Annotated in this window: 17 protein-coding genes; 5 read left to right on the forward strand and 12 right to left on the reverse strand. The window is 62.7% G+C overall.

The window, feature by feature from the left end; all coding sequences use genetic code 11:
- Positions 1-50: 50 nt before the first annotated feature.
- Entirely contained in the window at positions 51-2,951 is a 2,901-nt protein-coding gene (gene gcvP / locus CSAL_RS09180) for an aminomethyl-transferring glycine dehydrogenase (protein ID WP_011507109.1), read from the reverse strand.
- 109 nt (positions 2,952-3,060) lie between these two features.
- Positions 3,061-3,456, reverse strand: coding sequence for a glycine cleavage system protein GcvH (gene gcvH / locus CSAL_RS09185; protein ID WP_011507110.1), 396 nt, complete (start codon positions 3,454-3,456; stop codon positions 3,061-3,063).
- A 551-nt stretch (positions 3,457-4,007) separates the two neighbouring features.
- Here gcvH and CSAL_RS09190 point away from each other — a divergent pair.
- Together CSAL_RS09190 and gcvT are read left to right on the forward strand one after the other, a co-directional pair.
- Positions 4,008-5,393, forward strand: coding sequence for an alanine/glycine:cation symporter family protein (locus CSAL_RS09190; protein WP_011507112.1), 1,386 nt, complete (start codon positions 4,008-4,010; stop codon positions 5,391-5,393).
- A 57-nt stretch (positions 5,394-5,450) separates the two neighbouring features.
- Positions 5,451-6,566, forward strand: coding sequence for a glycine cleavage system aminomethyltransferase GcvT (gene gcvT, locus CSAL_RS09195; protein WP_043558276.1), 1,116 nt, complete (start codon positions 5,451-5,453; stop codon positions 6,564-6,566).
- 134 nt (positions 6,567-6,700) lie between these two features.
- On the opposite strand, the gene CSAL_RS09200 is transcribed toward gcvT, so the two are convergent.
- From CSAL_RS09200 to CSAL_RS09220, 5 genes are all read right to left on the reverse strand, one after another.
- A complete protein-coding gene (locus CSAL_RS09200; protein WP_011507114.1) occupies positions 6,701-7,246 on the reverse strand; it encodes a phosphatase PAP2 family protein in 546 nt (181 codons plus the stop codon).
- Positions 7,239-8,396 carry a glycosyltransferase family 4 protein gene (locus CSAL_RS09205; RefSeq protein ID WP_011507115.1) on the reverse strand — a complete coding sequence of 386 codons (1,158 nt, stop codon included), beginning with the start codon at positions 8,394-8,396 and terminating at the stop codon, positions 7,239-7,241. The genes CSAL_RS09200 and CSAL_RS09205 overlap by 8 nt, the downstream gene beginning before the upstream one ends.
- A 135-nt stretch (positions 8,397-8,531) precedes the next feature.
- The gene (locus CSAL_RS09210; protein ID WP_083831098.1) at positions 8,532-9,458 is read right to left on the reverse strand and encodes a murein hydrolase activator EnvC family protein; all 927 of its coding nucleotides are present in this window, start codon (positions 9,456-9,458) and stop codon (positions 8,532-8,534) included.
- Positions 9,389-10,276: a 1-acylglycerol-3-phosphate O-acyltransferase, YihG family gene (yihG, locus tag CSAL_RS09215; RefSeq protein WP_035413084.1), complete on the reverse strand. Its 888-nt coding sequence runs from the start codon at positions 10,274-10,276 to the stop codon at positions 9,389-9,391. Before yihG ends, CSAL_RS09210 begins: the two co-directional genes overlap by 70 nt.
- Positions 10,277-10,363: 87 nt before the next feature.
- Positions 10,364-12,313: an acetoacetate--CoA ligase gene (locus tag CSAL_RS09220; protein ID WP_011507118.1), complete on the reverse strand. Its 1,950-nt coding sequence runs from the start codon at positions 12,311-12,313 to the stop codon at positions 10,364-10,366.
- A 531-nt stretch (positions 12,314-12,844) separates the two neighbouring features.
- On the opposite strand from CSAL_RS09220, the gene CSAL_RS09225 reads away from it, so the two are divergent.
- A complete protein-coding gene (locus CSAL_RS09225; RefSeq protein ID WP_224114675.1) occupies positions 12,845-14,170 on the forward strand; it encodes an MFS transporter in 1,326 nt (441 codons plus the stop codon).
- Here the strand turns inward: CSAL_RS09225 and CSAL_RS09230 are convergent.
- Complete coding sequence (locus tag CSAL_RS09230; protein ID WP_011507120.1) at positions 14,167-14,934, reverse strand: VOC family protein; 768 nt, start codon at positions 14,932-14,934, stop codon at positions 14,167-14,169. The two genes, CSAL_RS09225 and CSAL_RS09230, sit on opposite strands and share 4 nt — an antisense overlap.
- Here CSAL_RS09230 and CSAL_RS17475 point away from each other — a divergent pair.
- Positions 14,933-15,142 (forward strand): hypothetical protein, encoded by a 210-nt coding sequence (locus CSAL_RS17475; RefSeq protein WP_148266820.1) that lies wholly within the window; start codon positions 14,933-14,935, stop codon positions 15,140-15,142. The genes CSAL_RS09230 and CSAL_RS17475 overlap by 2 nt on opposite strands.
- Before the next feature lie 40 nt (positions 15,143-15,182).
- On the opposite strand, the gene CSAL_RS09235 is transcribed toward CSAL_RS17475, so the two are convergent.
- Positions 15,183-15,455 (reverse strand): GrxA family glutaredoxin, encoded by a 273-nt coding sequence (locus CSAL_RS09235; protein ID WP_011507121.1) that lies wholly within the window; start codon positions 15,453-15,455, stop codon positions 15,183-15,185.
- Between the two features lie 121 nt (positions 15,456-15,576).
- Complete coding sequence (locus CSAL_RS09240; protein ID WP_043558283.1) at positions 15,577-16,410, reverse strand: inositol monophosphatase family protein; 834 nt, start codon at positions 16,408-16,410, stop codon at positions 15,577-15,579.
- Positions 16,411-16,569: 159 nt separating this feature from the next.
- On the opposite strand from CSAL_RS09240, the gene CSAL_RS09245 reads away from it, so the two are divergent.
- Positions 16,570-17,346, forward strand: coding sequence for a 3-hydroxybutyrate dehydrogenase (locus CSAL_RS09245; protein WP_011507123.1), 777 nt, complete (start codon positions 16,570-16,572; stop codon positions 17,344-17,346).
- 22 nt (positions 17,347-17,368) lie between these two features.
- Here the strand turns inward: CSAL_RS09245 and CSAL_RS09250 are convergent, their stop codons facing one another.
- A complete protein-coding gene (locus CSAL_RS09250) occupies positions 17,369-17,908 on the reverse strand; it encodes a response regulator transcription factor (RefSeq protein WP_011507124.1) in 540 nt (179 codons plus the stop codon).
- Positions 17,909-17,925: 17 nt separating this feature from the next.
- Positions 17,926-19,197, reverse strand: coding sequence for an ATP-binding protein (locus CSAL_RS09255; RefSeq protein ID WP_011507125.1), 1,272 nt, complete (start codon positions 19,195-19,197; stop codon positions 17,926-17,928).
- Positions 19,198-19,496 lie beyond the last annotated feature (299 nt).

A 19,496-nucleotide genomic window follows, 5' to 3' on the forward strand; every position in this document is an offset into this window, starting at 1 on the left:
GAACCCCGGGCCTTGCCGCCCGGGGTTTTTCGTCGGTCCTGTCGAAACGTTCAGACGTCGTCGCGATAGGCGTCGATCGGCGGGCAGGTGCAGATGAGGTTGCGATCGCCGTAGACGTTGTCGACGCGGTTGACCGCCGGCCAGTACTTGGCGGCCTTGGTGGCTTCGGTGGGGAAGGCGCCGAGTTCGCGCGAGTAGGGCCGTTCCCAGTCGGCTTCCATCAAGTCCGCCTGGGTGTGCGGTGCCATGACCAGAGGGTTGTTGTCCGCGGGCCATTCGCCGGTTTCGATACGCTGGATTTCCTCGCGTATGGCGATCATGGCGTCGCAGAAGCGGTCGATCTCGTAACGCGACTCCGACTCGGTCGGCTCGACCATCAGGGTGCCGGCGACCGGGAATGACATCGTCGGGGCATGAAAGCCGTAATCCATCAAGCGCTTGGCGATGTCTTCCTCGCTGATCGCGGACGCGGCCTTGAGCGGGCGGATGTCCAGTATGCATTCATGCGCGACGGTGCCGTTGCGGCCCTTGTAGAGCACCGGGTAATGCCCCTCGAGCCGCTTGGCGATGTAGTTGGCATTGAGGATCGCCAGCTGGGTGGCGCGCTTCATGCCGCGTCCGCCCATCATCTTGATGTAGGCCCAGGAGATCGGGAGGATCGACGCGGAACCGTAGGCCGTCGCGGCGACCGCGCCGGCCTTTTCGTCGACGCCCGGAAGCGGCGTGACCACGTGGTTGGGCACGAAGGGCGCCAGATGCGCCTTGACGCCAATCGGTCCCATGCCGGGGCCGCCGCCGCCATGCGGGATACAGAAGGTCTTGTGCAGATTGAGATGCGAGACGTCGCCACCGAAATCGCCGGGGCGGCAAAGGCCGACCTGAGCGTTCATGTTCGCGCCGTCGATGTACACCTGGCCGCCGTGATCGTGCACGATCCGGCAGGCCTCGCGCACGCTTTCCTCGAATACGCCATGCGTCGAGGGGTAGGTCAGCATGATCGCCGAGAGCGATTCGCTGTGCTTCTCGGCCTTGCCACGCAAATCCTCGAGATCGATATTGCCTTCGTCGTCACAGTCGACGACCACCACCTTCATTTGCGCCATGGCCGCCGAGGCGGGGTTGGTCCCATGCGCCGAACTGGGAATCAGGCAGATGTCGCGATGGCCCTGGCCCTGGGCCTTCTGGTAGCGCCGAATGGCGACCAGGCCCGCGTATTCGCCCTGCGCTCCGGAGTTGGGCTGCATGGAAATGCTGTCGTAGCCGGTGATTTCGACCAGAAAGGCCGACAGCTCGTCGATCATCTGCTTGTAGCCGGCCACCTGGTCGTGGGGCGCGAAGGGATGGATGTTGGCGAACTCCGGCCAGCTGATCGGTACCATTTCGCTGGTGGCGTTGAGTTTCATGGTGCATGACCCCAGCGGGATCATGGCATGGGTGAGGGACAGGTCCTTGTTCTCGAGGCGCTTCAGATAACGCAGCATCGCGGTTTCGCTGCGATAGCGATGGAAGGTGGGGTGGGTGAGAAAATCGCTCTCGCGATCGAGATGCGCCGGAATGCCGGTCGTGCCTGTCTCGCGGACGTGGCGGTCGAGTTCGCTCACCGACAGGTCGTGCTCGTCGCCCAGCAGGACGTCGAACAGCGTGACCACGTCGGCGGCCGTGGTGGTCTCGTCGAGGCTGACCCCGATCGTGCCGGCGGCGTCGTAGCGCAGGTTGATCTCATGCGCCATGCTGCGGCCATGCACCTGGCCATGGTCAAGCCCCTTGAGGGTCAGCGTGTCGAACCAGCTGTCGTGAGCGAGCGTGACGCCGTGCTGCTTGAGGCCCTCGGCCAGCAGGGTGGTCAGGCGATGAATGCGGCTGGCAATGGTGCGCAAGCCATCGGCGCCGTGGTACACCGCGTAAAAACCGGCGATGTTGGCCAGTAGCGCCTGGGCGGTACAAATGTTGGACGTCGCCTTTTCCCGGCGGATGTGCTGCTCGCGGGTTTGCATGGCCATGCGCAGGGCGCGTTGACCGCGAGCGTCCTTGGAGACCCCGATGATGCGTCCGGGCAGCGAGCGCTTGAGTGCGTCGCTGGCGGCGAAGAAGGCGGCGTGCGGCCCGCCGTAGCCCATGGGGACACCAAAACGCTGGGAACTCCCCACGACGATGTCGGCACCGAGCGCGCCGGGCTCTTTCAGCAGGACCAGGCTCATCAGGTCGGCCGCGACGCAGGTCATCACGCGTCGCTCCTTGGCCTGTTCGAGCAGCGGTGCCAGGTCGCGAACCTCGCCGGTGGCGCCGGGATACTGCAGCAGCGCGCCAAACACCTCGTGCTCGGGAAGGGTTTCCGCCGGCGCGACGACGAGCTCGAAGCCGAAATAGGCAGCCCGGGTACGCAATACATCGAGGGTTTGAGGCAAGACATCGTCGGCCACGAAAAAGCACGCCGACTTGACCTTCTTGTTGGCTCGCCGGCACAGCGCCATGGCCTCGGCGGCGGCTGTCGCCTCGTCGAGCAGCGAAGCGTTGGCGATCGGCATGCCGGTCAAGTCCATGACGACCTGCTGGAAGTTGAGCAACCCTTCCAGCCGGCCCTGCGCGATTTCGGGCTGATAGGGCGTATAGGCCGTGTACCAGCCGGGATTCTCCAGCACGTTGCGCTGGATCACTGCTGGCATGTAGGTGGGATAGTAGCCTTGCCCGATATAATTCTTGAAGGTCTTGTTCTGACGTGCCAGACGCTTGAGATACTCCAGGGCTTCGGCTTCGCCGCGCGGCTCTTCCAGGGCCAACTCACGTGCCAGACGAATGTCGCCGGGGATCGTGCTGGTCATCAGCGATTCGATATCGGGAAGTCCCAGCGTCTCCAGCATCTGCTGCACATCGCCCTCGTCGGGGCCGTTGTGACGCGTCAGGAAATCATCGTGGTTGGCCAGTTCGGCCAGGCTGCGCTTGTCGTTTGCCATGCAACACCCAAACAGTAGCGGGCGGTCGAGCCCGATTCGACACCAGACGACGGCACCCAACGGCATGCCGCCGCCTCAAGACAGAACTCAATGCATCACGCGAGGGGCGTCAGTCTTCTTCGGCGCTGACGAGTGCGTCGTATGCGGTGGCATCGAGCAGCGATTCGAGCGCCTCGGGTTCGGCGAGCTTGAGCTTGATGATCCAGCCGTCTTCGTAGGGATTGTCGTTGACGGTTTCGGGAGCGTCTTCGAGGGACTCGTTGACGGCAATGATCTCGCCACTCAGCGGCAGGTACAGATCGGAGGCCGCCTTGACGGATTCGATCACGCCGAACTCTTCGCCGGCATCGAGTTCGCGTCCGGTTTCGGGCAGCTCGACGAAGACGACGTCGCCCAGCGCTTCCTGGGCATGATCGGTAATGCCGATCGTGACCGTGCCGTCACCGTTGTCGAGGACCCATTCATGGCTGTCGGTATAGCGGAGATTGGCGGGAATGTGACTCATCGCGTTTTTTCCTATACGAAAAGGTTTTCTGAATCGGGGAATATATGAAGGGCATTATGCATGATTGACGTGTCCTTGGCATCGTCATCTTGCATTTCCATGTGCCGTTCGGCTCGACCGCCTTGTAAGGGTGGACAGAACGCGACCCAGCGTCCAGCAAAAAACCGCACGATACCGGGAGATCCCCGCGACGCCAAGGCAGTACACCCCCGCACGCAGGCGACGGCGCTCGTCCGCCGCGGCAAGGCCCGCGTCATGGTGCGCATGCCGGGGATGCAATCCGGCGCGCCGTCGGTCGCGCGGTTGCCAATCCTCGGGACAGCGATTAGCCTCTGTTTCGGATAAGAAACCTGATTCTTGCCGACCTCCACACCGGCTGGCGGTGTTTTTTGCTCTTCATGCAGCCGATTACGCGATTTCACGATGCAGGTGTGGAGCGCAGGTGAGGCAGTCCGCTAAAGTCGACAGGGTTTTGGCGTTTATCTTCTTGATGTTACGCCGACGGCAGCGCATCTCGTGCTGATAACAACAAATGTCTGGGAGGACATCTCGTGGAAACACTCAACGCAATATTCAGCGCCATCAACGATGTCGTATGGGGCCCCTTGATGCTTGTTCTTTTGCTCGGCGTGGGGGTCTATCTCCAGCTGGGTCTCAAGCTGTTGCCCATTCGCAAGCTGGGCGCGGGCTTCCGGCTGCTCTGGAAAGGGCGCCAGGCCGAAAAAGGGGATGAAAATGAAGGGGAAATCTCTCCCTTCAATGCGCTGATGACGTCGCTATCGGCCACCGTCGGTACCGGCAACATCGCCGGGGTGGCGACGGCCATCTTCCTGGGGGGGCCGGGCGCGGTGTTCTGGATGTGGATCACCGCGCTGGTCGGCATGGCGACCAAGTTTGCCGAGGCGGTGCTGGCCGTCCGCTATCGTGAAGTCGATGCGGCCGGCGATCACGTTGGCGGGCCCATGTATTACATTCGCAATGGGCTGGGCAAGAAGTGGGCTTGGCTAGGGGCCCTGTTCGCCTTTTTCGGTGCGGTGGCCGCCTTCGGTATCGGCAATACCGTGCAGTCCAATTCGGTCGCCGATGGGCTCAGCGAGTCACTGGGCATGCCGCACTGGCTGACCGGTGTGATCATCATGCTGCTGGCCGGTGCCGTGATCCTCGGCGGGATCAAGCGCATTGCCAAGGTGGCGGGCAAGCTGGTGCCCTTCATGGCGATCGCCTACATCGTCTGTGGTCTGCTGGTGCTGTTCATCAATATCGATCAGGTCGGGGCAGCGCTGGGGCTGATCTTCGGTCATGCCTTCACGCCGGTATCCGCCGCCGGCGGTTTCGCCGGGGCTGCCGTGGCCAAGGCCATTCAGTATGGCGTGGCGAGGGGCGTGTTCTCCAATGAAGCGGGGCTGGGGAGTGCGCCCATCGCCCATGCCGCGGCACAGACCAAGAACCCGGTGCGTCAGGGGCTGGTGGCGATGCTGGGAACCTTCATCGATACCATCATCGTGTGCTCGGTCACCGCATTGGCGATCTTGACCAGCGCCGAGTGGACATCGGGCGAGACCGGCGCTGCATTGACCGCCATGGCCTTCAATGGCGCGCTTCCGGGAATCGGCCAGTATGTCGTGTCCTTTGCGCTGGCGGTCTTTGCCTTCACGACCATTCTCGGCTGGGCCTTCTATGGCGAAAAGTGCTTCGAATACCTGTTCGGTGTCGCATCGATCAAGGTCTATCGGGTGGTCTATATCCTGGCGATCCTCGTCGGGGCCGTCGCGCCGCTGGACTTCGTATGGCTGATGGCCAGTGTCTTCAATGCCATGATGGCGATCCCCAACCTGATTGCATTGGCTCTTCTGTCGCCGGTGGTCTTCAAGCTCACGCGTGATCACTTCGAGGGCAAGACCGTCCTGCCGGGCGAAGATCTCAACGACAAGCACTGAAACCAAGCCGGGCGCGGTCCAGCCGCTCCCGGCATGCACCTTTGCGAGGAAGCGACCATGGACGACGATCTGCACCAGACACCGCTGCATGACTTGCATCTCTCTCTCGGCGCCAAGATGGTGCCTTTCGCCGGCTACAGCATGCCGGTGCAGTATGCGCTTGGCGTCAAGAAAGAGCATGAGCACACCCGCAACGCGTGCGGCCTGTTCGATGTCTCGCACATGGGACAGCTCTTGATTTCGGGACCGACGCCGGCGCAGGCCATCGAGACGCTGGTGCCGGCGGATATCGTCGACTTGCCGGCGGGCATGCAGCGTTATGCGCTCTTCACCGGCAACGAAGGCGGCATTCTCGATGACCTGATGATCGTCAATCGAGGCGACGACCTCTATGTGGTGGTCAACGCGGCCTGCAAGGACCAGGACGTGACGCATCTGCGCACCGGCCTCGATGCCGCGCATCAGGTGGAAGTGCTCGACCGTTCGCTTCTGGCGCTGCAGGGGCCGCAAGCCAAGGATGTCATGGCGCGCCTGTGCCCCGCGGCATGCGATCTGGTCTTCATGCGCCATGGGCAGTTCGATGCCCTGGGCACCACGCTATGGATCAGTCGCAGTGGCTATACCGGCGAAGATGGTTTCGAAATTTCGGTGTCCAGGGACGCGGCCGAGACATTGGCCCGGTGGCTCGTGGAGCAGCCCGAGGTCGAGCCGATCGGCCTCGGCGCACGCGATTCGTTGCGGCTGGAAGCGGGGCTTTGCCTGTATGGCCATGATCTGGATGCACACACCACGCCGGCGGAGGCCAGCTTGATCTGGGCCGTGGGCAAGGCGCGCCGCATTGGGGGGGAACGCGAAGGCGGGTTCCCGGGCGCGGACGTCATCCTGCCGCAGATCGACACCAAGCGCATCGTGCGCAAGCGTGTCGGCCTGGTGGGCGAGGGCCGGGCCCCTGTGCGCGAAGGCACCCGACTCTACGACGACGCCGATCGACATGTCGGCCAAGTGACCTCCGGCAGCTTCGGGCCGACGCTGGGCAAGCCCGTGGCCATGGCCTACGTGGATGTCGAGTGGGCCGGCGTGGAGACGACGCTGTACGCGGACGTACGCGGCAAGCGCCTGCCGATGCGGGTGACCCGCATGCCCTTCGTGCCTGCCAACTATTATCGCGGATAGCATTCGCTGAGCAGTCCAGGCGTTATACCGTTATCTAGACATCTTTGAAACCTCGAGCAAACCTCGAAGTTTTTTTCATGGCAAACAGCAAGGAAGGAAAAGGGAAAGAAAGCGTAGATGCCGATGGGGCGTTATCAAGCGGCAAGGGGTAGCCATTGACCTCGCATGGCGATCCACAGCCCCGCCTGAGCGATGGCGAATCCCAGCACGGCGCCGGCGGCGACGTCACTGACGTAGTGCAGGCCGAGAATGACCCGCGAGGCGGCGATGAGTCCGCTCAACGGCAAGACCACCACGAGCAGCCAGGGAGATGATGCCGCCGTCAGCGTGCAGAACATCACGGCATGCAAGGTGTGGCCGCTTGGAAAGCTGTAGCGGTCCAGCGGGGGCATCGTGCAGGGAATGCTCGAAAAGGTGATATAGGGTCGCTCCCGGCACAGGCGCGTCTTGAGAAGACGATAGACAGTGGCCCCGGTCGCGGCACACAGGCCCCAGATCAACGTCAGACGCCATCCCGCCTGGCCATGCACGAGCGGTTGCAGCAGGGCCAGGGCGACCCAGGCCGGCCAGTCACCGACCCGGCTGCAGAACCGGAATACGCCATGGACCAGGCGTCGATGGCTGAGCAGGGCGATACGGTGGCAAAGCTGCCATTCGAGGGTATCGAGCCGATCAAACATGGCTAGGGGTCGTGAGCGCATGCTGTGTTTCCTGAGCCGTCAGCGTTAGATAGGTGAAAAAGCGCTCGCCGATCAGATCCCAGCTCTGATGGGCGACTTTCTCGCGGGCGGCGCGTCCCATGCGGGCGCGGCTGGCCGGTTGGAGACAAAGATCGACGGCGGCCTGCACGAAGCTGTCGTCGGCGGTCGCGTCAATGAGGCGTCCTTCGCCGCCATCCGTGATCAGTTCGCTGGCGGCTGCCTGGTCGAATGCCACCACGGGCAGGCCGCTGGCCATGGCTTCGGGAACGACATTGCCGTACGTCTCCGAGTGCGAAGGGAACAGGAACATGTCGGCACTGGCGTAGTGTTGCGCCAGGGCCTCGCCGGTGAGAAATCCGGTGAAAACGGCGTCGGGCAGTTGCCGCTCGAGACGCTGCCGCTCGGGGCCGTCCCCCACCAGGACCGGAATCACGTCCGGCTGGACGTGCTGCATCTCGCGTATGGCACGGACCAGCAAGCGAGTATTCTTCTCGGCGGCGAGTCGTCCGGCATACAGGGCGACGGGCCGATGATCGTCGGCGCCCCAGTGCGCTCTTAGCTGGGCATCGCGCCACGAGGGCGAGAACCGCCCGGCATCGATGCCCCGGCCCAGGACGTCGACATGGTGGAAGCCTCGTTGCCGCAGACGCTCGGCCTGAACGTGGGTAGGCACCAGCGTCAGCCGGCAACGGTTATGGAAATAACGCAGGCCTGCGGTGACGAGACCGCTGAGGGCGCGCAGATGATAATTGGCGGCGTATTGGTCGAAATTGGTATGAAAGCCACCGACGACGGGGATCGCAAGATGCCGGGCCGTTGCCAGCGCTGCCCAGCCAAGTGGTCCTTCGGTGGCGATGTAGACCACGTCGGGACGCGACTGGCGCCAGAGACGCGACAGGCGCCGCCAATCGGGTGCCCCGACATAGACTCCGGCATAGCCCGGCAGGGAAAACGCGCGGACCTGCACGTCTCGCTCGGCACGGCCTTCGCGGCCACCTTGCTGCGGTCTTGGCCGCACCAGTTGCAGGGTGACGCCACGGGTGACGAGGTATTGGGCCAGATGCCCCAGCGTATGGGCGACACCGTTGATTTCGGGTGTCCAGGTTTCACTGACCAATGCGACTCGCATGATGCGCCCTCCGTGTCATATCGAGACATCGCCAGACTGGTACACCGTCATGACAGTCATGCGTCATTGCCGTGATGATTCGATGTCGCAAAACATCGACGGCGGCACGGGGACTGCCATGTCCGGTATTTTGACTCAGCGTAGCACGCGTTCAGGATCGACGGGCTTGCCGCCGTGACGCACATCGAACAGCAAGTCGTAACGACCGGTGTCGTGGCGGTAGCCGATGTCACAGACCGGCGAGCCTTGCGAGACGCGATCGCCATCCTTGACGAGAAGTCGCTTGCAGAGGGCGTAGACGCTTTGCATGTTGTCGGCATGGTGAATGATCACCACGCGTCCCAGCTGTCGCATGCTGTCGGCAAAACGCACGGTCCCGTCGGCGACGGCACGGGCCTGGCTGTCGCCCGGGGCCGACAGCAACATCGGCTGGAGGGTGCCACGTGCATCCGTGCCGTAGCGTCGCGAGACCTTGTAGTCATCCAGTGGCCAGCGCCACCCCTTGGCACTTGCCGGCATGGCGCCGGGGTCTGGCAGTTCGCGACGGCTTGTCGCCGGCTTGGCGGCCGCCGCGGAGGAGGAGCGACGTGCCGCCGCGCTGGCTTGCTGCGTACTTCCCGACAACGGCACCTGGATCAGTTGACCAACGCGCAAGGCATTGGCGGCAGTGTCGGGGTTGGCTGCCTGCACGCGTCGCGGATCGCTGCCGAAGAGGCGTGCGATGCTGGTGAAGGTATCGCCGGGCCGCACCTGGTACCGGTAGGGGCCGCCCCCGGGGGCGCGTTCGCGTCGCGTCGGCACCAGGATGCGCTGTCCGATGGCGAGCCGCCGGGCGTCCACGCCGGGATTGAAGCGCTGCAGACGTAACAAGGGGACGTCGGCACGTTTGGCGATCTCTCCCAATGTGTCGCCGCGTTGAATGGAAATCCAGTTGCCGGCGATGTTGCCTCGATAGCCGCCGGCGCCAGGTCCTCCCGCGCAACCTGCCAATATCAAGATGAAGAGGAGAAGGGGGACGAGGCGAGCGCACGATCCTTCTCTTGCCATAGCGCGTTCAGCCATGAATGGAAGCGTTCCTTGTAGTGCGGATCCAGATGATAGTCGCCCGAAACCATCCAGGCTGGCACGGCGAGCAGGCGTGCTTCCATGTGGACGCTGTCGTTGCGGCCACACAGGAAGTGCCAGAAGTTGGGGCGGGGAGACCGGTAATGAAGCGTCACGTCGATTATGCCGCTCAAGCGGTCTCCCAGCAGGCCGAGGACTTGTGCGGTTCCGCCGGCCTTGGGGCGTAACAGGTGCTGAAAGGGGCTTGCTTGGCGGTCTCGCTTGGCCGGAGTGAAACGCGTGCCTTCGACGAAATTGTAAATTGCCATGGGCATTTCCCTTGCCCGCTCGCACATGCGTTGGGTCGCGCGCCGGTCCCGTTCCGCCAGTTGAGGGCGTTCGGCGAGTTTTTGCCGCGTGTAGCGGCGCATGAACGGAAACTCCAGCGCCCACCAGGCCAGGCCGATGACGGGGATGAAGATCAGTTCGCGCTTGAGGAAGAACTTGGGCATCGGCGTGCGTCCATGCAGCAGGTATTGCATGACGAAGATGTCCGTCCAGCTCTGGTGATTGGCAATGACCAGCCACCATTGCCGTGGCGAGAGGCCATCGGGCAACTGGGCGCTGATGCGTGGCTTGATCCAGTGACGAATCCACCAGTTGTTGGTCGCGATCCACGCCAGCGCAATGGCATTGAGGCCGGCCAGCACGCGCAGGCGCCAGCGGCGGGTCGGGGTGACCAGCTTGAGGAGCGTGAGCAAGTACAGCGGCACGCCCCAGAAGAGCGTATTGACGATCAGCAACAGCACGCTTACCAGCCCCTTGAGGGTCGCCATGCCGTTCTCCTTCAATGACTTGGCGATCATGCTACTGGATCGTGTACCGCCTGCCCAGTCTCACCCCCAAGGTGGCTGCCGGTGCGCTCACTCGGCCAGTGCCGGCAGGTTGGCAAACAGCTTGAGTGCCTCGGGGTTGGCCAGCGCGTCCTGGTTCTTGACGGGCTCGCCATGCACGACGTTGCGTACCGCGACCTCGACGATCTTGCCCGACAAGGTGCGCGGGATGTCGTCCACGGCAATGATCTTGGCGGGCACATGGCGTGGCGTGGTATGCAGACGCACCATGCGGCGGATTTCATCGCGCTTGGCATCGTCGAGCGTGACACCGGGACGCATGCGCACGAAAAGCACCACACGGATGTCGTTTTGCCATGCTTGACCGATGCACAGGGATTCCAGGACTCCGTCGACCTTTTCCACCTGGCGATAGATCTCGGCGGTGCCGATGCGTACACCGCCCGGGTTGAGCACCGAGTCGGACCGGCCATGGATGATCACGCCGCCGTGCGAGGTCAGCTCGGCGTAGTCACCGTGGGCCCAGACGCCGGGGAAGGTGGAAAAATAGGCCTCTCGGTAGCGCTCGTCGCTTGGATCGTTCCAGAATCCGATCGGCATGCAGGGGAAGGGGCGCGTGCAGACGAGCTCGCCCTTGCCGTGCGTGATGCTCTGCCCTTGCTCGTCGTATATCTCGACCGCCATTCCCAGCCCGCGGCACTGGAGCTCGCCACGATAGACCGGCTTTATCGGGCAGCCCAGCGCAAAGCACGACACGATATCCGTGCCGCCGGAGATGGAGGCCAGTATGAGGTCGGACTTGATCGACGCATACACGTAGTCGAAGGATTCGTGGGCGAGCGCGGAGCCGGTGGAAAGCACAGCGCGGAGCCGGGAAAGGTCGGCGCGTTCGCCAGGCATCAGGCCTTCTTTTTCGCAGGCCGAAAGGTATTTGGCGCTGGTGCCGAAGATCGTGATGCCTTCTTCACCGGCGATTTGCCACAACGTTTCGGGGTGCGGGGCAAAAGGCGACCCGTCATAGAGCAATAGCGTGGCGCCGGACCCCAGTCCGGAGACCAGCCAGTTCCACATCATCCAGCCGCAGGTGGTGTAATAGAAGAAGACATCCTCGGCGTCGAGGTCGTTATGCAGGCGGTGCTCCTTGAAATGCTGCAGCAAGGCACCGCCCGCCGTGTGAATGATGCACTTGGGCGCGCCGGTGGTGCCCGATGAATAGAGGATATAGAGCGGATGATCGAACGGCAGGGCCTGAAAGTCGATCTGGCTGGCGTCGTTGTCCAGGAAGTCCGACCATGCGATGGCGCCGGGGATGATATCGAGGTCGGGGGCATCCTCCAGGAAGGGAAACACCACCACGCGCTCGAGGGAGTCGATGGACTCGACGATCTCGGCGACGCGAGCGCGTGTGTCGATGGGCTTGCCATTCCAGGTATAGCCATCGGTGGCGATCAGGACCTTGGGCGTGATCTGTCCGAAGCGGTCGAGCACGCCATGCGTGCCGAAGTCCGGTGAGCAGGAAGACCATACGGCACCGAGGCTGGCCGTGGCCAGCAGGGCAATGACGGCGTGTTCGCTGTTGGGCACGAAGCCGGCGACCCGGTCGCCTTCGGTGACACCGCTGGCTTGAAGCGCGTGGGCCAGCCTGGCGACCTGGTCGTAGAGCTCGGCGTAGCTGATGACGCGGCGGCGCCGTCGTTCGTCGCGCACGATCAGAGCCGGGTGCGCGTCACGCCGCCGCAACATATTGGCAGCATAATTCAAGCGCGCTTGCGGAAACCAGCGGGCACCGGGCATGGCATCAGGATGCACCAGCACATCCTCGCCACGGCGTTCGGCGACGATGTCGAATTCATCCCAGAGCAGTGACCAGAACGTTTCCAGGTGCTCGACGCTCCATGCATGCAGCGACTCGTAATCGTTCAGGTCGATGTCGTGTTCACGCTTGATACGCTGCATCAAGGCATGCATTTGCGTGCTTTCGATGGCCGTCGTCGACGGCTGCCAGAGGGGGGTGGTCATGTGACACTCCTGGTCATCTGCGCCGTTACGTCTTTGTAGACCAGCGCCCTGAGACATGGCGTATTGGGAGATGAGGTGGCGTGCGGGGCCGGGCGCACATGTTGCATTGCACCATATCGGCATTAAAAACAAGTCGATACCGCCTGTCCACTCGACGAAAGGGGGAGGTCGGCGACGGCGGCGTCGGACATCCTCAATGTGACATGGAGATGATGAAAATCTGATCGATTTGAGTCGAAGTGGGATGTCATCGGCCAAGCTGGCCTCTTGTACGGTGTTAATGCACAGCGTTATCCACAGTTTGTGTGGATGACTTTTTCCATGCGGCGAACAGGAGGTGTTTCATGCTCGGTGCAGCGCTGAAAAAGCCATCGAGAACCGTGCCCCTTGCGGCATCCATGCCGAGATGGATGTCGTGATGCGCCTTAGCAGGTAAACTGACGCCTATCCCCGAAACGCACGTCGCGCATGCCGCAGCGGACATGCCCAAACCCATATTGACGTTATCGCCAGGAGGTCGATTTGCGCAGCTTGCCCGCAACCCTTCCCATTCTATTTCTTAGCGAAATCAGTTTCTTGCTTGGCCATGGGCTGATCATGACCTTGCTCGGGGTGCGCATGTCGCTGGAGGGGTTCCCCTCCCAGATGGCGGGTTTGCTGATGTCGAGTTTCTCGTTGGGCTTCGTGATCGGAAGCTATCTGATCGAGAAGCGTATTCGCACGGTGGGGCACATTCGGGTTTTCGCGGCGTGTGCCGCGGTACTGGCCGTGACGGCGATGTTGCATGGGCTCTGGGTCAATCCCTGGTCGTGGCTGGTCTGGCGACTGTTCGGGGGCGCAGCGACCGCGGGGTTGCTGATGGTGATGGAGTCCTGGGTCTCGGGCGAATCGACCAACGACAATCGCGGGCGTGTGCTCGGCTGGTACCTGGTCATCTCGACATCGTCGTTGGCGCTGGGGCAATGGCTGCTCAATGCCGCCGACCCCGCAACCTTCGTGCTGTTTTCCGTGTCCGGCATTCTCTTCGCACTGTCGCTGGTGCCCCTGTCGATTTATCGTATCCACGGGCCGACGCGTTCGTCGCACGATGTCTCGCGCAAGATTTCACTGAAGGAACTGTATCGGCGTGCGCCAGTGGGGCTGGTGAGTGCCTTCACGGCGGGGCTGATGGTGCAGGCCTTCTTCGCCATGACGCCTTTCTACGGGCAGGAAATCGGTCTGTCGACGTCACAGACCGCGCAATTCATGGCCATCACCACGCTGGTCGCGCTGGTGGCGCAGTGGACCCTGGGGCGCATTTCCGATCGTTTCGACCGCCGCAAGGTGATTCTCTGCATGGCGCTGGTCATGGCCATCTCGGGGGCCATGATCTCGGTCGCGGCGCGTTTCGACTTCTGGGTGCTGCTGGTGGTGGCCTGCTTCCATACCGCCATGCTGCATACGCTGTATTCCTTGAGCCTGTCGCATACCAACGACTGGCTCGAGCCGGAGGAAACCATTCAAGCCAACGCCAAGCTCTTGATCTGGTATGGCATCGGTTCGGTGATCGGGCCTTACAGCGCTTCACTGATCATGGAGCTGACCGGGCCGGACGGGCTGTGGCTTTTCCTGGGCGGCGTGGCGTTGACGCTGGCCATGTTCGTGATGGTGCGCCTGCACGGCCATCACGGCATTCCCCCGGAAGTCGAGCAGGAGCCCTATGTGGCGGCCGTCCCCATGGTGGAGTCGACGCACTATCTCAGCGAGATGGATCCGCGTTTCGAACCTCAGCAGTTCGAGCTCGACTTCGAGCCGGATGACGAAGACTGGTCGTCATATGACGACCACGCCCACGAGTCTCGACACCAAGAAGCCTAGGCGCTCAGCTCGCATCGCGTATGAAGCGGCAGGAGGAGTTCCGCGCTGCGTTCGCGGACGCCGGGAAGGCGCTTCTGCACCAGCGAGAATCCGCCGGTGACAATGCGATGTTCATCTCCGTCAGCGAAAACGCCACGTTGCGTGCAACACGCATAGTAACGGTACTCGAGCAAGGGCGAGATGGGCAGCAACCCTTCCCCCGGATCGCCGGCGTGAAGCCCCATGTCGGTCACCGCTGCGTCGAGCTGCGCAATGTCTTCGCCCAGCGTCTGGCAGTCGAACCCGACGTGGTGCATGCGTGGCCCCATTATTGACAGCCAGGCGGCGAGCGGGTGGGCGGCAAGGAGTTGTCGGTAGGTTTCCCAGTCCGGCATGGGCCAGGGGCGGCCTCGCGACAGCAGGTTCTGTCCGCGACTGTCATGCGGATGAGCGCGGTGGATCAGAGCTTCCAGGCGATGCCGCGGTGCCTGGGTCAGGGTATCCAGTTGTAGCTCGACGAGCACGATCCAGGCGTCTGCGTTGCCCGAGCTGAGAACACTGGCCAACAAGCCCCGGTCCGCCATGGCGTAATGCCCGATACGGCGGTAGCCGAAATGGTGCAGGGCGGGAAGCAGGCGCTGGGCGTGATAGGGCGCCCGATTGAGCGTGGCGAGCACGAAATATTCGGCGGGACGGTCATTCGGCCATAGCGACTGAGTTCCCATGTCGGGGTGGCAATGAATGTAATCGAGCCAAAGTTGTTGTTGGAACTCATCGCGTTGCATGACCGATACCTCACCCTTTTATCGCGATGACATCAGTATAGAAACCGATTCGCGACTTCGACGAGTGGGGAATTCAACGCAGGCGCAAACCGGCGTTGGCACAAAGGGTGTCGAGCAGGAAAAGGGGATGAAGAACGGCGACTTGAAGGAGGCGGGCTGGAAGACGGAAACAGGGGATGGCGTCGGTACCCGGAACGACGCCGGCTAGTGGCCGGCGTCGGTGCAGTCCCTGGGCGACTGCGCGCGGCTCAGCGTTGCGTGGCCGGCATGAGCTCGTTGGCACGCACGTGCTCATCGAATTCGGTGAACCCGCCGATATGGGTCTGATCGACGAAGATCTGGGGCACCGTTTCAACGGGCTTGCCGATGGTCTTTTCCATGTCGGCCTTGGTGATGCCTTCTTCATGGATATCGATATAGCGGAAGTTGAAATCATCGCGTGCTTCACTCAACTGCTCGGCGAGTTCCTTGGCACGCACGCAAAAGGGGCATCCGGGGCGGCCGAAAATCACTGCCAACATAGAAAGTCTCCTTGGTTAGGGAATTCTTTAGCCTTGAGTCTAAGCCACATTCTCCCTGATCGGACGCCAGGGTGCCAATAGAGTCTTGCTACGCCGGCTATTGGGACGCCCTATAGAGCACTCAGCCCGAGGCTTCTATCTCGTCGAGCCTGCCCTCATCGGCCTTCAGCAGTATGTCACGCAGAGCGCCATGGATGCCGGGTGCACTCACCAGGATGTTCTCGCCGTACAGATCCGCGGGGATGCGGTCGGGACATGGGTACAAGTGTCCGGTCTTGGCTCCGGCTTCGCGCGCGATGAGAAGCCCCGCCGCAAAGTCCCAGGGCGATACGCTTTCGTAATAGGCATCGAGCCGACCGCAGGCGACATGGCAGAGGTCCAGCGCAGCGGAACCGTTGCGGCGGATGTCGCGGCAACGAGCCAGGACGCCGGTCAGCCTCCTGAGGAGTGGTGCGCGTGCGTCGCGCCGATACGGAAATCCGGTTGCCACGAGACTGCGTTCGAGTTCGCGGGCGTCGCTCGCCTCGATGGGTTCGCCGTTCAGCCAGGCGCCTTCGCCACGCAGCGCCGTGAAGGTTTCGCCCAGAAAGGGGGCATGCACCACGCCGAGCCGCAGCTTTCCTTCGGACGCCCAGGCAATGGAAACCGCCACATGCGGATGGCCATAGGCGAAATTGACCGTGCCGTCGATGGGGTCGACGATCCACAGCGATTCGCTGTCCTCCAGCACGTCGCGCTCCGGCGAGAGCTCCTCGGTCAGGCGGGCGTCATCGCGGAAGTGGGCGTCGAGCTCCGTCGCGATGAGTCGGTCGACATCGACGTCGGCGTCCGTTACCAGCTCGTCGCCACTCTTGTAACGGTGCTGAAATGCCTGCGACTGTCGGGCGGCTACAATGCGCTCGCCGGCGAGTCGGGCGATACGTTCCGCTTCGGCAAGCCGTTGTGAAGGCTCCATGGGGGTCTCCTCGGTCAACGCGTTGTCGTGCCTGATCCAGGTGGGTCGGCCTAGTCTATCAGTCTTGCGCAGGGGCGTAAGCGTGTGGATGTTGCTGGCGAAGGGCGTGGCTCGCGTCTTATGCTGGATGACGAGCGTTCCGTCATCGAGGAGAGTGCCATGCCAGCCCCGTCCACTCCCGGGTCCCCCCGCGTCGCGATCGTGACCGGCAGTTCCAGCGGTATTGGCGAAGCCGTCGTCAAGCAGTTCTGCCAGGAAGGGTTGCAAGTGCTGGCGGTGGACGCCAACCCGCAAGGCGAGAATGTGGCCGATGCCGCGGGGGCGGTGTTCTATCATGCCGACCTGACGACATCCGCCGCATGTCGCGGCGCGGTGGAAGAAGCGATAAAGCGTTTCGGGCATGTCGATATTCTGATCAACAACGCCGGCATCCAGCATGTCGCGCCCCTGGAGACGTTTCCAGAGGCCAAGTGGCGCCAGATCATCGACTTGATGCTGACGGCGCCCTTTTTGCTGACACAGGCGGCATGGCCGTACATGCGCCAGTCTTCATGGGGACGTATCGTCAACGTGGCCTCCATTCACGCCAGTGTGGCGTCGCCCGGCAAGGCGGCATACGTGAGCGCCAAGCATGGCTTGATCGGGCTGACCAAGACCGCGGCGCTCGAGGGCGGCGAGCTGGGCATTACCGCCAATGCCATTTGCCCCGCTTATGTCAGGACGCCGCTGGTGGAAAGCCAGATCGCCGACCAGGCACGCCTCAATGGCATGCCCGAGCAGGAGGTGATCGACAATGTCATGCTCAAGAACGCTGCGATCAAACGTCTCATCGAGCCGTCCGAGGTGGCCGCGCTGGTGAGCTACCTGGCATCGGACAAGGCCAGCGCCGTGACCGGCGCGAGCTGGAACATGGATCTGGGGTGGACGGCGCAATGAGGCGCGCCATCCACGTCCGGGATCAGTGACGCACCGGGCGTTTCTGGAGCTTGCGCTGCAAGGTGCGACGATGCATGCCCAGGGCGCGGGCCGTGGCGGAAATATTGCCGTCGTGCTCCTGCAGGACCTTCTGAATATGCTCCCAGGTGACACGGTTGATCGAGGGAGGGCTATCGGCGATGTCGATGTCGGGGTCCCCCGTATCGCGCTCTAGCGATGCCAGGATCTCGTCGGCGTCCGCCGGCTTGCACAAATAATTGACCGCGCCCAGCTTGATGGCTTCCACGGCGGTGGCGATGCTCGAATATCCCGTCAACACCACGACACGACAGTCGGGGGCGAGCGCCAGCAGTTCGGGCAGAAGCTTGAGCCCGGACGAGTGCTCGAGCTTGAGGTCGAGTGTCGCCATGTGTGGCGGTGCCTGACGCACGCTGGCGAGGGCTTCTTCCTCGGTCGTCGCGGTGGTGACCTCGAACCCGCGCCGCCGCATGGCACGTGCCATGACGAAGCAGAATTGCTCGTCGTCGTCGATGATCAATAGCCGTTCGGCATCTTCTGTCATGATTTCCTCCGTGGCAGTCAGGCGGGGGCGCCAGCCGACGCTCGCGGCAACTTGACCTCGGTCAGCGTGCCGCCTTCTTCATGATTATAGAGGCTCACGCCGCCTCCAAAGCGGTTGATCGTGGCATGGGTCAGGAACAGGCCGATCCCCATGCCCTTGCTCTTGGTCGAAATGAACGTTTCGCCCAGCTGGTCGGCGATGTTCATGGAGACGCCAGGACCATGGTCGCGGATATCGATGATGATGTCGTCCTGCGTCCAGTCCAGCGTGATGGCGATATCCCTCGGATTGGCGTCGGCGGCATTGTTGAGCAGATTCATGATGGCCTGCTCGAGCGTCGTATCGGTTGCGATCAACGGGGTGCCGCGCTTGCCGGGGATCTCGATGTGATGGCTCACGTCGGGACGCAACACCAGCCAGCGCTGCAAGACATCGCGAAGCCAGGTCTCGGCGGCGACGATCTCGGGCTTGGCCAGGCGCCGCCGGTCGGCATTGGCGACCAGGGTCTGCAGTCGCGCCTTGCAGGTATCGACCTGCTGACGCAGCAGGTCGATGTCCTCGACGAGCAGCGGGTTGTCTTGCGCTTCCTGACGCATTTCGCTGAGCAGTACCGCCATGGTGGACAGCGGCGTTCCCAGCTCGTGCGCGGTGCCGGCCGCCTGGGTGGCGACGGCCAGCACCTGCTCGTTGCGCAGGGCGGTTTCGCGAGTGCGGGACAAGGTGAGGTCGCGACGCCGCAGGGCATGCGCCATCTTGAAGATGAAGAAGGTGACCAGTCCGGCGGAGAGTCCGAAGTTGATCCACATGCCGACGATATGCAGGCGGATGCCGGTGCCCACGAAGCCATTGCTGAGCTGGGGGACGGGTTCGTAAAACAGCATCATGGCGGTATAACTGGCCAGCGAGGCGCCGGCGATGACCCAGGCGTAGCGCCATGGCAGCGTGGCGGCGGCGATCGTGACCGGCACGAGATAATAGGTGATGAAGGGGTTCGTCGAGCCGCCGGTGTAGTAGAACAGCATGCTCAACCCTGCCACATCGATCAGCAGATGGGTCAGATACTCGGTATCGGTCACCGCGCGAGGCCGCCCCAGGCGCCACCAGGTCGCCACGTTGACCAGCCCCATGGCGATGATGACGGAAATGACCGGCATGACGTGCAGTTGGAACCCCAGTACTTCGATACCGAAGATGATCGCCCCCAGGAAACCGGTCCACGTGATGCCGCGAACGATCGTCAGCCGCACGAGGTTGCGATTGGGGGTGGAAAGGGGCAAGGGCTGATGCATGTGGGCTCCCGGTGTGCGATGCCGCCTGGCATGATAACCGAATCGTGAAGACTCCGGCAGCCGGCCGAGGGGGTGTAATAATGACGCACCATGCGTGAGTTCCAGGAAAGATGGCAGCGCCATGAAAAACCCCTTGCGTTCACGGCGGCGGATCCGTAAAGTACGCATCCGCTGCCGGCGACGGACCTCGTGGCCAGCGGTGAAAGAGGTTCGCAAGTGACTGACTTGCTTGAGATTTTCAGGTTCGCCTCGAACGATCTCGCTTGACAGTCGCGCCGGGTTCGGTACAATGCGCACCT

This window comes from Chromohalobacter israelensis DSM 3043, assembly GCF_000055785.1.
In the GTDB taxonomy this organism is placed as follows: Bacteria; Pseudomonadota; Gammaproteobacteria; order Pseudomonadales; family Halomonadaceae; genus Chromohalobacter; species Chromohalobacter israelensis.